Source organism: Abyssisolibacter sp. ZYX002 (assembly GCF_056892235.1).
On record NZ_JARMXH010000001.1, the window covers coordinates 121,043 to 134,980 of the forward strand.

14 protein-coding genes and 1 pseudogene are annotated in these 13,938 nt (G+C 29.1%); 12 read left to right on the forward strand and 3 right to left on the reverse strand.

What is annotated here, in order from left to right; all coding sequences use genetic code 11:
- The first annotated feature begins 14 nt into the window (after window positions 1-14).
- Genes aroA through aroE form a run of 4 tightly spaced genes read left to right on the forward strand, consistent with a single transcriptional unit; the run spans window position 15 to window position 4,381 of the window.
- A complete protein-coding gene (aroA, locus tag P3X86_RS00490) occupies window positions 15-1,301 on the forward strand; it encodes a 3-phosphoshikimate 1-carboxyvinyltransferase (protein ID WP_483290658.1) in 1,287 nt (428 codons plus the stop codon).
- Complete coding sequence (gene aroC / locus P3X86_RS00495) at window positions 1,294-2,385, forward strand: chorismate synthase (RefSeq protein ID WP_483290659.1); 1,092 nt, start codon at window positions 1,294-1,296, stop codon at window positions 2,383-2,385. Before aroA ends, aroC begins: the two co-directional genes overlap by 8 nt.
- Window positions 2,382-3,533, forward strand: a complete 1,152-nt coding sequence (pheA, locus tag P3X86_RS00500) for a prephenate dehydratase (protein WP_483290660.1) — start codon at window positions 2,382-2,384, stop codon at window positions 3,531-3,533. Before aroC ends, pheA begins: the two co-directional genes overlap by 4 nt.
- 29 nt (window positions 3,534-3,562) lie before the next feature.
- Entirely contained in the window at window positions 3,563-4,381 is an 819-nt protein-coding gene (gene aroE, locus P3X86_RS00505) for a shikimate dehydrogenase (protein WP_483290661.1), read from the forward strand.
- A 193-nt stretch (window positions 4,382-4,574) separates the two neighbouring features.
- Here the strand turns inward: aroE and P3X86_RS00510 are convergent, their stop codons facing one another.
- Genes P3X86_RS00510 through P3X86_RS00520 form a run of 3 tightly spaced genes read right to left on the reverse strand, consistent with a single transcriptional unit; the run spans window position 4,575 to window position 5,886 of the window.
- The gene (locus P3X86_RS00510) at window positions 4,575-5,108 is read right to left on the reverse strand and encodes a hypothetical protein (protein WP_483290662.1); all 534 of its coding nucleotides are present in this window, start codon (window positions 5,106-5,108) and stop codon (window positions 4,575-4,577) included.
- 33 nt (window positions 5,109-5,141) lie between these two features.
- Window positions 5,142-5,552 carry a permease prefix domain 1-containing protein gene (locus P3X86_RS00515; protein ID WP_483290663.1) on the reverse strand — a complete coding sequence of 137 codons (411 nt, stop codon included), beginning with the start codon at window positions 5,550-5,552 and terminating at the stop codon, window positions 5,142-5,144.
- Window positions 5,536-5,886 carry a PadR family transcriptional regulator gene (locus P3X86_RS00520; RefSeq protein WP_483290664.1) on the reverse strand — a complete coding sequence of 117 codons (351 nt, stop codon included), beginning with the start codon at window positions 5,884-5,886 and terminating at the stop codon, window positions 5,536-5,538. The genes P3X86_RS00515 and P3X86_RS00520 overlap by 17 nt, the downstream gene beginning before the upstream one ends.
- 434 nt (window positions 5,887-6,320) lie before the next feature.
- Here P3X86_RS00520 and P3X86_RS00525 point away from each other — a divergent pair.
- From P3X86_RS00525 to P3X86_RS00560, 8 genes and pseudogenes are all read left to right on the forward strand, one after another.
- Window positions 6,321-6,602 (forward strand): annotated as a pseudogene (locus P3X86_RS00525) (TfoX/Sxy family DNA transformation protein).
- A 157-nt stretch (window positions 6,603-6,759) separates the two neighbouring features.
- Complete coding sequence (locus P3X86_RS00530) at window positions 6,760-7,659, forward strand: hypothetical protein (protein WP_483290665.1); 900 nt, start codon at window positions 6,760-6,762, stop codon at window positions 7,657-7,659.
- A gap of 267 nt (window positions 7,660-7,926) precedes the next feature.
- Complete coding sequence (locus P3X86_RS00535) at window positions 7,927-8,634, forward strand: DUF1287 domain-containing protein (protein WP_483290666.1); 708 nt, start codon at window positions 7,927-7,929, stop codon at window positions 8,632-8,634.
- Window positions 8,635-8,832: 198 nt separating this feature from the next.
- Complete coding sequence (locus tag P3X86_RS00540) at window positions 8,833-10,074, forward strand: M1 family aminopeptidase (protein ID WP_483290667.1); 1,242 nt, start codon at window positions 8,833-8,835, stop codon at window positions 10,072-10,074.
- 83 nt (window positions 10,075-10,157) lie between these two features.
- Complete coding sequence (locus P3X86_RS00545; protein ID WP_483290668.1) at window positions 10,158-10,856, forward strand: response regulator transcription factor; 699 nt, start codon at window positions 10,158-10,160, stop codon at window positions 10,854-10,856.
- Complete coding sequence (locus P3X86_RS00550) at window positions 10,846-11,985, forward strand: sensor histidine kinase (RefSeq protein ID WP_483290669.1); 1,140 nt, start codon at window positions 10,846-10,848, stop codon at window positions 11,983-11,985. The genes P3X86_RS00545 and P3X86_RS00550 overlap by 11 nt, the downstream gene beginning before the upstream one ends.
- A 143-nt stretch (window positions 11,986-12,128) precedes the next feature.
- Complete coding sequence (locus P3X86_RS00555; RefSeq protein ID WP_483290670.1) at window positions 12,129-13,100, forward strand: D-alanyl-D-alanine carboxypeptidase family protein; 972 nt, start codon at window positions 12,129-12,131, stop codon at window positions 13,098-13,100.
- Window positions 13,101-13,501: 401 nt separating this feature from the next.
- On the forward strand, window positions 13,502-13,624 hold the full coding sequence (locus P3X86_RS00560; protein WP_483290671.1) for a hypothetical protein: 123 nt from the start codon (window positions 13,502-13,504) through the stop codon (window positions 13,622-13,624).
- Window positions 13,625-13,938 lie beyond the last annotated feature (314 nt).

Consider the following 13,938-nt stretch of genomic DNA (forward strand, 5'->3'; position numbering starts at 1 on the left):
AGGGGAGAGTATAGGTGAGCTGTGTAAAAATATATCCAAAAAAACTAAGCGGAGAAATAAATATTCCACCATCAAAAAGTCTTAGTCATAGAGCAATCATTTCAGCAGGACTTGCTGAAGGAGTAAGTAAAATAGATAATTTGATTTTTTCAGATGATATTAAAGCTACAATGGAAGGGATGAGAGCTTTAGGGACGAGTATACAGTGCATAGTTTCTAAATCACATGAAAAAAATCATAGTATTAAGCTAAAAGGGATTTCTGATATAAAAGCAGTTCAAAGTGAGATAGACTGTAAAGAATCAGGATCTACTCTTAGATTTCTAATACCTTTTGCGGGAGTAGTAAATAAACCGATGAAGTTTATTGGTAGAGGAAAGCTTGTAGAAAGACCATTAGATACTTATTATAAGATTTTTGATGAACAAAATATAAACTATAAAAATGAAGACGGTAAGCTTCCGTTGATAGTGGATGGAATGATTAAACCAGGTACATTTAAAATAAAAGGAAATATTAGCTCTCAATTTATAACAGGACTGATGTTTATTTTACCACTATTAGATGAAGATTCTAAAATAGAGATAACAACTGAGCTTGAGTCAAAGGGATATGTTGATTTAACTTTAGATATATTAAGAAAGTTCAACATAAAAATTGAAAACAACGACTACAAAGTGTTTTATATAAAAGGAAACCAAAAATATAAAGCAAGAGATTATAAGGTAGAAGGAGATTATTCTCAAGCCGCTTTTTGGATAGTTGCAGGTTTGTTTGGTGGCAGGATAAAATGTGAAGATTTGGATATCAACTCTCTTCAAGGGGATAAGGCAGTAGTAGAAATTGTTAAAAGAATGAATGGTAATCTTAACATTAAAGAAGATGTTATAGAGGTTAACGAATCACAGACAGTAGGCACTATAATAGATGCATCACAATGCCCTGATCTAGTACCTATTTTAGCAACACTTGCATCAGTAAGTAATGGGACTACAAAAATAATAAAGGCTGAGAGATTAAGGATTAAAGAATCTGATAGATTAAAAGCAATTTCAACAGAGTTAAATAAAATTGGTGCAAATATAAAAGAACTAGAGGATGGGTTGTTGATTGAAGGTAAGGATAGTTTGGTTGGAGGAATGGTGGATAGTTGGAATGATCATAGAATCGCTATGGCACTAGCAATAGCCTCCATTAAATGTACAAAACCTGTTATAATCACTGGTAGTGATGCAGTAAAGAAATCATATCCGAATTTTTGGGAGGACTTCAAGAGTCTAGGAGGGAGAATCGATGAGTAGTATATGGGGTGAAAATATTAAAATCTCAATTTTTGGTGAATCCCATGGGAAAGCTATAGGTGTTGTTATTGATGGATTACCTTCGGGGATAGAGCTAGACATAGAACATATTAAGAAAGAGATGATGCGAAGGGCACCAGGAAGAAATAATGTATCGACTCCTAGAAAAGAGGGAGATAACTTTGATATATTGAGTGGTTATTTTAATTCAAAAACTACTGGAACTCCACTTACTTCAGTTATATTTAATACAAGCCAAAAATCCAGAGATTATGAGGCTACAAAATCTATACTGAGACCTTCACATGCAGATTATACTGGATATGTAAGGTATGCAGGTTTTAATGATTATAGAGGTGGAGGTCATTTCTCGGGAAGATTAACAGCTCCGTTGGTATTTGCAGGAGCTATAGCAAAGCAGATACTTCGAAAAAAGAATATTTTGATTGCAAGTCATATAAAAAGCATTGGAGTAATAGAAGAAGAATCTTTTAATCCTGTGAATATAGATAGTTCAATAATAAAAGGGTTAAGTGATAAGGAATTTAGTGTTTTGGACGATGACAAGGGACGAGAAATGATTGAGTATATAGTAAGAGTTAAGGAGCAAGAAGATTCAGTAGGAGGAGTTATTGAAGGAGTTATTTTAAATGTACCGGTAGGTATAGGAACACCTATTTTTGGTGCAGTTGAAAGCAAGTTAGCGCAGTTACTTTTTTCAATACCAGCAGTAAAAGGGGTAGAGTTTGGTATGGGTTTTGACATGACAAAATCAATAGGGTCTCTAATGAATGATGAGTTATATATTTGTGATGGTGATATAAAGTCATATTCAAATAATAACGGTGGAATAATTGGAGGTATTACAAGCGGAATGCCAATAATATTTAGAGTTGCGATAAAACCTACACCTTCCATAGGTAAGAAACAGAGAACTGTAGATATATCCAAATGTGTAAACACAGAGCTCAGCACTAAAGGACGTCATGACCCATGTATAGTACCTAGAGCAGTACCAGTTGTTGAAGCTGCGGCTGCATTAGTATTACTAGACTTGATGATGGAAAAGGGTGGGTTGCTATGAATGAATTAGATAAATTGAGAAATGACATAGATGAGATTGATAAAGAACTTGTGGCTTTATTCGAAAAACGAATGGAAAAGGTAATAGAAATTGGTGAATTTAAAAAGAAAAACAATGTACCTGTGTTAAATCAGTCTAGAGAGATAGAAGTTATAAATAAAAACACTAAGAGGCTTAAGAATAAAGATTTTGTAAACAAGGCTAAAGAATTTCTAAACAAGATGATGGAAATAAGTAAAGACATACAACGAAAGAATATAAATAACAAACCAGAGAATGATTTGTCAAATCATAAGAATAACATTCATTTAGATGAAGTGGCTAATCATTTAAGAATAGGATATCAGGGGGAGCCAGGTTCATTTAGCCAAGAAGCGTTAATAGAGCATTTTACGGATAAAGTAAAGATGTTTAATGTAAGAGAATTTGAAGGAGTATTTGAACTTATTGAAAAAGGCGAAATAGATTATGGTGTACTTCCAATAGAAAACTCTTCTACTGGTGGGATAGCAGAAGTATATGATCTCCTAAAAAAATATGGATTCTATATTATAGGAGAAAGATGTATAAAGGTTGAACATAACCTTGTAGCGTTAAAAAACGCTGAAATTAAAGACATAAATCAAGTATATTCACACCCACAAGCATTTAAACAATGTAGTGAATTCCTTAAAGAGCATCCAAGACTTAAACGGATACCTTACAAGAACACAGCTATAAGTGCGAAATATATAAAAGAAGAACAATCTAAGAACAAGGCTGCAATATGTAGCAAAAAAGCGGCGCAATTGTATGATTTAGAAATAATTAATGAAAATATAAATTATAATAAACATAACCATACTAGATTTATGATTATAGGTAAAAGATTAGAATATAACGATATTTCTAATAAGATTAGTATAATAACTACATCTGCTCATACACCGGGTTCATTATATAAAATATTAGAAAGTTTCACACAGAACAATCTCAATATGATGAAAATTGAGTCAAGACCAATTGTAGATAAATCATGGGAGTATTTATTCTATATTGACTTTAGCGGTAATTTAAATGACGATGCTGTAAAACAGTCTATTGAAGCTATTAAGGAAAATAGTACTTATTTTAGACTTTTGGGAAATTATCAGAGCCATAAAGTATAAATAAGCCTTAATGTGAAGGGAGGAATACAATGAATCATCTATTTGGTCTTATAGGGGAGAAACTAGGACATAGTTTTTCGCCAGTGATACATTCATTAATATTTAAAGTGCTTAATATAAAAGGACATTATCAATTATTTGAAGTAAATAAAGAAGATTTAAAAAATGCAGTATATGGATTGAAAGCATTAGGTGCAAAAGGAGTAAACGTAACCATTCCGTATAAGGTAGATATCATAAAGTATCTAGATGCTATATCAGAGGAAGCAGAAAAGATAGGTGCTATAAATACAATATGTTTTAAGGATAATAAGACAATTGCTTATAATACAGACTATTTTGGATTTGGAATTATGTTAAACAAATTTAATGTTGCTATTCAAGATAAAAAAGCTGTAATATTAGGAACGGGTGGGGCAGCAAAGGCAGTATTACAGTATCTAATTGATAAAAAAGTAGGAGATATAACTATTGTAAGCAGGAATGAAAATACAGCAAAAGCTAAATTCAAGGACTATAAAATTATATCATATGATGATATAAAAAATATAAATAAGCAAGACATAGTTGTTAATACAACACCATGTGGTATGTATCCAAATACTGATAGATCATCTCTTTGTGAGGAAGACATATCAAAATTTGATGCAGTAGTAGATTTGATTTATAATCCTACTGAAACTTTATTATTAAAGTATGCTAAAAATCATGGGATCAAGGCTGTAAATGGATTATATATGCTAGTAGGTCAAGCGGTAAAAGCTCAAGAACTTTGGAATGACATACATATTACTGATGAAGTAATAGACAAGGTATATAATGAATTAATAGAAGAGAAAAGTTTATAATTAAATTAAATAGAGACAAGGGATGTCACGAGACATCCCTTCACACTGTAGACAAAAGCCCAATTTCTACGTTGTAGTTAAAATTTCCGTTGCTCACTTACCTCTAAGTAAGCTCTGCTACTCAATTTTAATATGCCTTGAACTTGAACTCTTACTACAGCCTGCTATCTTGATGACAAAGGCATCCCTCATTTTAAAACGGTTTATCTTTGTCATTATTTTTAGTTGTTTTAGTTGTTTTTAGTAGGATAACTATTCCAGATATAATAAGTAAGATTGGAATACCATATCTTAACAATTCTTCGCCTATACCAATCTTGATGTACTCATCAAATAGAACTATTATAGATGAAAAGCCAAAAAAAGCTGATACTATAAGAGGCCAATATCGTTTCCCCCATGAACTATAAGTAAAGAAATTTGTATGAATTATAAATACCAAGAAGAACGATATAGCTAAACCTAATAAACCATACAAAGCTTCAAAGTAAATCAAATAATCATTTTCGTTTATAACTATAAGACCTGTTATATGTAAAAAAATAACTCCAGAAATTAAGAAACCAACGTTTCTGTAACGAGTATTACCTCCTTTTAACCAGTAGAATACTAAAAATACTACAGCTCCACTTAATGTAAATACACCTTCAAAATTAAAATGAAATCCAATTAGAAAAATTATACCTAATGCTATTAATCCGGCACCGATAAGTTTTTGATTTTTCATAATTACCTCCCTAAATTATTATATAATATATAGCTATTTGCTGTTAGCCAAAGTATTGATTATTGAATAACCTAAGCCTGCGACAATCCCAAGTATTGCTAAATAATTAATTGGATGTGGTACAAACATTGAAACAGCAGTTATAGAAATAATCATAGCCATTACTTGGCTAAATAATTTCGCAGGTAATTCCTTAGGGTTAACTTTATGTTTATCATTTTTACTATAGTTATCAAAAGAGCTATCGTCAGTGAAACGTTCGATTGCTATTTTGACAGCTTCTTTTTCATCATATCCTTCGGATATTAATTCATTAACACTACTTTTAAGGTTCCCTAACATTTCTTCCTCAAAATCTTTTCTTTCCATACCTTCTAATTCCATTCTCGCAGATATCTCATCTACATAACGCATAAGAGAATTTTCACTATTTTTTGTAATCAATCAAATAACCTCCTAAAAAATTATTAATAATATCCTTCATATATTCCCACTCTTTAATCTTATACTCAAGGAATATAATGCCTTTTTGAGTCATCTTGTAGTATTTTCTTCTACCACCATTACTAATACCGTCATACCAGTATGACTTAATATATTCATTTTTCTCTAGTCTTTTTAGTGCTATATATAGAGTACCTTCCTTTAGCTCGAAAGAGCCATTGCTATTATCACGTACAGTCTTTGCTATTTCATAGCCATAACAATCATTTTTATTAACTATACTTAGAATAATAGTATCTATATAGCCTTTTAATACTTCCTTGCTTATCTCCATTTGCATCACCTGAGTATATAGTAACATAAAGTACTTAATAATACAAGGTACTTTATAATATAAGTTATTAATAATCTTAAAAACTAGGCAATAATTATATTAGTTCATAATAGACTTGTTAAAATTAACAAGTAAAATATTTTTCGTTGCTCACTTACCTCTAAGTAAGCTCTGCTACTCAATTTTAACATGCCTTGATATTGAACTCTTACTACAGTCTGCTATTTAGATGACTTTGTCATCAACCTAAACCACCCGTTTTTACGGATGATTTTGATTTAATGGAAAATTACGTTAAAGGAATATCAAGAATATAGTAGAATAAAATATATAGTAATTTATTTGAAATATATAATGAAGCAGGAAATGAAAATGTTGTGGTTTATAGAGTTGTAGGTATTCTATAAATACATTAATAATTAAGGAGAGAAAAAATGAATAAACTAAGAGATTTACCTAATATAGGTAAGACTTTAGAGGAAAATATGCTTAAGGTAGGTGTTAATTCACCTAGCGAGCTAAAGAAATTAGGGAGTAAAAAAGTATTTAAAATGATAACATCAGCAAATGGTGGAATTGGTTGAATAAATATGCTTAGAGCTCTAGAGGGAGCTATACAAGGGGTGAGATGGCATAATCTTGACCCAAAATGCAAAGATGAACTTAAACAGTTCTATGATTTGCTATCAAGTGGAATAAATGAGAAAATTAAGTGATGTTTTCTACAATATTGAATGAACTGTTTAATGGATTGCTTTTCTTTGAAAGTTCATTTTTTTTATAAAAAAAATGGAACTTTTTAATGTTAAGATACGTTTAATAGATATGATAAATATCATAACAAAAAATTGTAGAGAAGAGAGGAAGATAAAAATGAATAAAATAGTATCGACGCTTTTAATAACAGGAATAGTAGCAACGATGGTAGGAAGTGGAGTTCAAGCTGGAGCAAAGGGATTATCTTCTAATATTAAAGATAATAAACATGTAACAAAGAAAATAATGTTTAATAATGGAGCTATCAAAATGCCAGATAACTTAGAACAAATGCCAAAAATCATAGATGATAATGCTACTGAAAAATTATTTATAGGAAAGATAATATCTTTTACATCAGAGAAAAATAAAAAAGGAGAAATGGTTCATATAGTAAAGACTGATGCTTTGTTTGGATTAAAAGGAAAAATTGAGATTGTTGTTAAGGCAAATGATTTAGATAATAGTAAAAAAATAGGGTTCCCAAAAGATTATATTATCAGTGTGTTCTATAATCCCAAAAATGTTGCAAAGGATAAACAAGGTAAAGTTGTAAGAATCGAAGCGGACGTGATAAGTGCTATGGAAAAAAATCAAAAGGCTTCACTAGATATGGAAGATAATATCTATATTAAAGATAATCAAATATCAAAAGACAATAAAGAGCAAATGCCGATAATCATAGATGATCAAGAGCAAATGCCAGAAGTCATAGATGATACAGGCGAACTTTTTATAGGAAAGATAATTTCATTTACAACAGAGAAAAATGAAAAAGACAAATTGGTTAGTATTGTTAAAACAAATTCTATTTTTGGATTAGAAGGGAAAATAGAAATCGTTATTAACACAGATGATTTAGATGGCAATAAAAAAATAGGATTTCCAAAAGATTATTTAATCAGTGTATTCTATAATCCTGAAAATGTAGAAAAGGATAAAAAAGGTAATATTGTAAGAATCAAAGCAGATGTTGTGAGTGCAATGGAAAAAGATAAAGAGGCAAAATTATACTAATTCTAATTTGATTTAACTTATATAAATTAAGTACAATAAGAAATTATAACTCCAACATGAAAAGGTTCATTAATCCTATCATGTTGGAGTTTTTTGTATTGATAGATAGGTTCTACAAACTTACGTTTTATTAGTGTTAATCAGTAGAGTGTTTGTAGAAAATGTTTAAATAAATGATACAATCATAATAATGATTTTTGAGAGAATATAAAAATACATTATTATGATATAATAAAATAAAACAAATATTTAATAAAAGGTGTTGTAATGAAAAAATTTAAAAAATCAACTATAATAGTTAGCTTAATAATGTTAAGTGGTATTATTTTTTTTATCGTAAATTATGCTATATATGGAAGAGATGTGTTGTATTATTTTATGCCCAAAATAGAAATAGATAAAATAGTTGTAAAAAGTGATCTAGATAACGATGGCTTAAATGATATGGATGATATTATACAAGGAGCTAGAAAAGAGATAGCAAACAAGACAAAATATAGAAGTCAATATTATAAAGGTGGATATCCTCCAACTACAGAAGGAGTATGTACAGATGTGATATGGAGAGCTCTATTTAATGCAGGGTTCAATCTAAAGGATAATATGGATAAAGATATAAAAGGAAATCTAAAGGATTACTTTAGAATAGATAAAATAGATTCAAATATTGATTTTAGAAGAGTGCCTAATCAGTATGTTTATTTTAAAAGACATATGAATAGCTTAACTACTGAGGTTATACCTAGAGATAAAGAAAATCTTAAGCAGTGGCAGCCAGGGGATATAATTGTTTTAACAGATAATGATAAGAAATGGTTATCTCATGTGGCGATTATATCAGATGAAAGAAGAAGAGACGGAGTACCATATGTACTTCACAACGCATACAACAGAGCAAGTGAAGATGATATGCTAATGTATTATTATGAAAATGGGCTAATCAAAGGTCATTTTAGATTTAAATATAGTTATTAAAAAAGATTAGTAGCCTGGCTTTAAAACATTAATAGTGAAAATCAAAGTAGAGGTTGTCGAAAGACATCCTCTAGATGTGTGTGGAAGGCTCATATTAATTATGGGCTACGCTACAGAGTTAAAAGTTATGATTTATTCTTGTTTAAATGTACTATAATGTTTAGATTTATAAAGCAAAATATACAAGGGGGGGACTTAATGGAGATACAATTTTGCTTGGATTTTTCAGATAATAGAATTAATGCAACTGTTAAAGGTGAATTGCCTAAAGAATTGAATATAACACAATTTTTATTGAATAGAGATTTTGTTATAGAAGAAATAAAAATTGATGGGTTTACTATTGATAGTAAACAAGTAAAGAACAAAGCTAAAATAGATGACTACATAATAAATGAATACAAACTACCAGAAGATACCAAATATATAGAAATGAAATATACAGGAATCCTTGATGGAACTTCGGGCTTTTGTCCGTATGTTAGAGAAAGTGTCAGTGCAGATTTCACGTTTATACGCTGGGAAACTTTTTGTTATCCTATATTTGCATTGAGTGATTTTAAAGATATAATTAGATATCTGAACAACCATATAAAATTCGATATCAGAGTGGTTGTACCAAAAAATTATTTAGTACTTTCACCATCAGAATTGATAAAAACTACTACAACTGATAAAGAAGAAATCTATAATTTTAAAGGTAATGATTTGAGTTTTGCTATTGCTAAGTATACAAGAAGAAGTTTGTCAGTAGGAGATTTTTACTTCTTTCAAAATGTATCAACACAAAGCATTACCCAAATAATCAATATATTAAAAAGAACCCATGAATTTATGAATGAACAATTTGGAAGAAGAAAAATAAGTTCTAATGTTAAGTATGTATCTATTCCAAATAAGTTTGGTTCATTTGCAACAGATACATGCGTATATATTGATGAAAAAACTTTTACATCAAAAAGAAAAATGAGAGAGATAATACATGAGTTTATACATCTAGGATGGAATGCGAAGACCGATGAAGAGACACAGCGAATACGGTTTTTTGATGAAGCATTTACTAATTATTTTACTCTTAGAGTACTAGAAGATATATTAAGTGAAGATGAGTATAAAGAGGAGTTAGAGAGCTATAAAACTGATCATAAGTTAAAGATTGATGAGAATTTAGTGCCAATTATTGACTATGGCAAGTATGAATGTGGTGGTCTTAGTTATACTATTGGAGCATTATGTTTGCATGAACTTTGTAATATGGTTGGGAAAGAGAAATTTGACAATGCCACTAATTTGTTTTTATCTAAATATAGATATAAGGCTGTCAATATGGAGATTTTGTGCAATGAATATATTAAATTATGTGATTGTCCAGAAATAAAGGATTTTTTTGATGAATGGATATATACAACTAGAGGGCCTAAGAAATTTTTAGGAATCTAGAGTTTTAGTATAGACAATATTGAAAGTACTATTATAATTTAAATTAGCTAATTTGAAGATTTTATAGTTGAAGGAATGAAGATATGATTGATAATTTAAAGATTTTAGTTGTAGATGATGAAATAGAGATAACTGATTTAGTAGCTATCCATTTATCAAATGACTATGATGTGATTAAATGTTATGATAGCACAAGAGTAATGGATATAATTAATATAGAAAATATAAGCTTAGTAATATTGGATATCATGATGCCAAATATAGATGGACTAGCATTATGCAAGATGATAAGAGAAAAATACAATATTCCTATAATAATGTTGAGTGCTAAATCAATGGATATGGATAAAGTTATAGGTTTGACGTATGGAGCAGATGACTATATAACAAAGCCATTTAATCCTATCGAATTAGTTGCAAGAGTCAAGGCTCAACTAAGAAGGTTTATTAAATTAAACCAGAATATAAAGGACTGTACTAATCTAATAGAGCTAAATGGGCTCGCTGTCAATAAAGAAAGCCATACAGTAACTTTATATGATAGAAATATAGAGTTAACCAAAAGAGAATTTGATATACTTTATTTGCTTATGTTAAAGCCTAATAAGGTATATTCTAGTGAAGAGATATTTGAAAAGGTATGGAAAGAAAAGTATTATGAAGCATCAAATAATACAGTGATGGTACATATAAGACATCTTAGAAAAAAGCTTGGTGATAAATCTAGAAAGCCAAAATTCATTAAGACTGTTTGGGGGGTGGGTTATAAGATTGTTAGGTAATAATATATTTAAGAGCTTTAGGTCTAAAACATTCATGTTTTTCATATCAAGTAGTTTAATTGCTGGATTTATTACATGGTTAATATTTTACATAGCACAATGGTATTATCATAGTAATGCTAAAATAGGAGATTCACTAAATAAGATCAGAGAGTATATGAGGCATAGTATTGGAGATTATACAGTTATAGGTGTAGTCTTTATGATAATATTTATAGTGGTTTTGCTTATTCAGACCAAAAGATATGTAAAGATGCTTGATCATATATGTACAGGAATTTCTAGTATTGCAGATGGAAAATTTGACTACAGAATAGATGTCAGATCTGATGATTGGATTGGAGAAATCGGACAAAACGTGAATATAGCAGCTACAAACTTGAAAAAAGCAGTTGAAACTGGTGAATATGCTAAAAGTAGTAAAGAACGGTTAGTAGTTAACATAGCACATGATTTACGTACTCCTTTGACATCAATAAATGGGTATTTAGATTTAATAATTAATAATAAAAGTTTAACAAAAGAAGAAATTAGTCACTATGCCCAAATTTCATATAATAAATCATTACAAATGGAAAAATTAATAGAGCAATTATTTGAGTATACGCAGATTAATTTTGGGGGTAATAAAATAAAGTTTGAAGAAATTGAATTGTCATTATTTATAAAACAGATTATTGAAGAGTTTACACCAATATTGGATCAAAAAAACCTTAGGTGCAGACTAAGGTTAGCTAAAGAAAAGGTATTTATATTAGCTAATGGAGATTTGTTGGTAAGAGTTTTTGATAACCTTTTAAGCAATGCTATCAGATACGGTAAAGATGGAAAATTTATAGACATAGAGCTTTTTACAAAAGAAGAAGATGTTGTTATTAGGGTTATAAATTATGATAGCCTAATATCAAAGGAAGATTTGCCAAATATATTCGAATCCTTTTATAAGGGAGACAAGTCAAGAACTTCGAGTGAAAAAGGTACTGGCTTAGGACTAGCTATAGCTAAGAATATAATTGAACTTCATAATGGACAAATTTCTGCTAGTAGCACGTTTGAAAGAACATACTTTGAAATAAAATTAAAAACGAGTATAAGTTTAAAGCGTAAGAAAAATGTATCTTGTATATAGGCCGAGGGTGTCATTTCAATATGACGCTCTTTTTTAATGTAATTAAGAAAAATTTAAGATTTAGTTAATATAAAATATATCTTCGAATATGTGATATTTGTTATAGTTATTTGTAAATAATAAAGCATATAGGAGGAAGTAGTATGAGAAGAAGTAGAATAAAAAACAAGAACTATAGCAAATGGATATTAGTGGTTACGTTTATTATATCAATGTGTGTAGCTTTACATAAGAATGTTGTTACTGATAAAGAAAATTCTATTGAAAGAAGTGATGATGTAGAAAAATCTATTAGCATATACCAAAGACATAATAATATTGATATAAAATCTCAGAGTGCTATTATGCTAGATTTAAAAACTAAAGATATTTTATTTGCCAAGAAAAGTGACAAAAAAATGTTTCCTGCAAGTACAACTAAAGCATTGACTGCTATTACAGTATTAGATTATTTGAAATTAAATGAAGTACTAAGAGTTGGAGATGAAGCTAATAAAATAGCTTACAATGCAAGTAGAGCAGGCTTAGATTATGGAGAAAAAATAACAGTAAAAGATTTGATTTATGGGCTGATGTTGCCATCGGGAAACGATGCAGCTTATGTTTTAGCTGTAAACACAGCTAGAAAAGCTTATCAAGATGATAAAATGAGCATAGAATTAGCTATAAAAAAATTTAGAAATTTAATGAATCAAAAGGCTAAAAGTTTAGGGGTAAAACAATCAAATTTTATAACAGTAGATGGATACCATAATGATAATCACTATACAACTGCATCAGATTTAGCATTGATAGCTTCAAATGCTATAGAGAATGATTTTTTAAAGGATGTAGTTAAAACTACTAATTTTAAGATAAAGGATTATAAGCAATACAATAAAAATGATCCTAAATATAGAAGTTGGATAAATACCAATATGTTAATACAAAAAGATAGTAGATGGTATATGAAAGAAGTAACTGGTTTTAAAACTGGACATACAAATGAAAGTGGCTATAGTTTGATAATTACAGCTCATATAGATAATAAAGATGTATTAGTAGTATTACTAGGAAGTACTAAAAACGAAATCTATAGAGATGCTCATAAATTATTGTTATCAATAAAAAAGTGATATCAGAGGTGAATAGTATAAATCAATTTTAAAATGTAAAGGTAGTGTTACATAAATTTTATAGGTAATACATTTACAGTTAAGTGTTTGTAATGAACGTCAATTACAAAATGATAAACTTGGGGTGTTTTCAAAACGCCCTTTAAGTATGTATAAAAAGATAGTAGAGAAAAGGATGTCTACATAATGGAAATACTTATATGGATTCTATTTTAAAATATGTAGTAAATTACATTAAAAAATTACGATATATTAATAAATATATAATTTTTGTAAAATTAAAGGAAATTATACTATAAATGTTAAATAATTCAGAATATAAAGAAAATTCAATTAATTAGTAAAGATTTAAGTAATGCATTAGAATTAAACATAATAAAAAATATGAAAGGAGGGAAGTTGTGAGTAAATATAATGATTTTAATTTAGATGTTAAAAATGTAAAAGCGGTTAAAACATCGAAAAGAGGCTTAACATGTAATTGTTCAATGGGAAATTGTTCTTACGATAGCTGTTTACCATAAAACAAGAGAGCATTAAGAAAATATAGGTTGTTTGCATATTTGCGAACAGCCTATATCTATATAATACATAGATGGTATATGAAAGAAGTAACTGGTTAAAAAAAGATCTATTAGTCGTATTACTAGGAAGTACTAAAAACGAAATCTATAGAGATGCTCATAAATTATTGTTATCAATAAAAAAGTGATATCATGGTGAACAGTATAAATCAATTTTAAAATATAAAGATAGTGTTACGTAAATTTTATAGATAATACATTTACAGTTAAGTGTTTGGAATGAACGTTAATTACCAAATGATTAGTTAACCTTG

Coding starts and splice junctions, on each gene's coding strand:
- aroC (WP_483290659.1), top strand. CDS start 1,294: ATGAGTAGTATATGGGGTGAAAATATTAAAATCTCAATTTTTGGTGAA.
- P3X86_RS00540 (WP_483290667.1), top strand. CDS start 8,833: ATGGAGATACAATTTTGCTTGGATTTTTCAGATAATAGAATTAATGCA.
- P3X86_RS00510 (WP_483290662.1), bottom strand. CDS start 5,108: ATGAAAAATCAAAAACTTATCGGTGCCGGATTAATAGCATTAGGTATA.
- P3X86_RS00545 (WP_483290668.1), top strand. CDS start 10,158: ATGATTGATAATTTAAAGATTTTAGTTGTAGATGATGAAATAGAGATA.
- P3X86_RS00535 (WP_483290666.1), top strand. CDS start 7,927: ATGAAAAAATTTAAAAAATCAACTATAATAGTTAGCTTAATAATGTTA.
- aroE (WP_483290661.1), top strand. CDS start 3,563: ATGAATCATCTATTTGGTCTTATAGGGGAGAAACTAGGACATAGTTTT.
- P3X86_RS00555 (WP_483290670.1), top strand. CDS start 12,129: ATGAGAAGAAGTAGAATAAAAAACAAGAACTATAGCAAATGGATATTA.
- pheA (WP_483290660.1), top strand. CDS start 2,382: ATGAATGAATTAGATAAATTGAGAAATGACATAGATGAGATTGATAAA.
- P3X86_RS00530 (WP_483290665.1), top strand. CDS start 6,760: ATGAATAAAATAGTATCGACGCTTTTAATAACAGGAATAGTAGCAACG.
- P3X86_RS00520 (WP_483290664.1), bottom strand. CDS start 5,886: ATGGAGATAAGCAAGGAAGTATTAAAAGGCTATATAGATACTATTATT.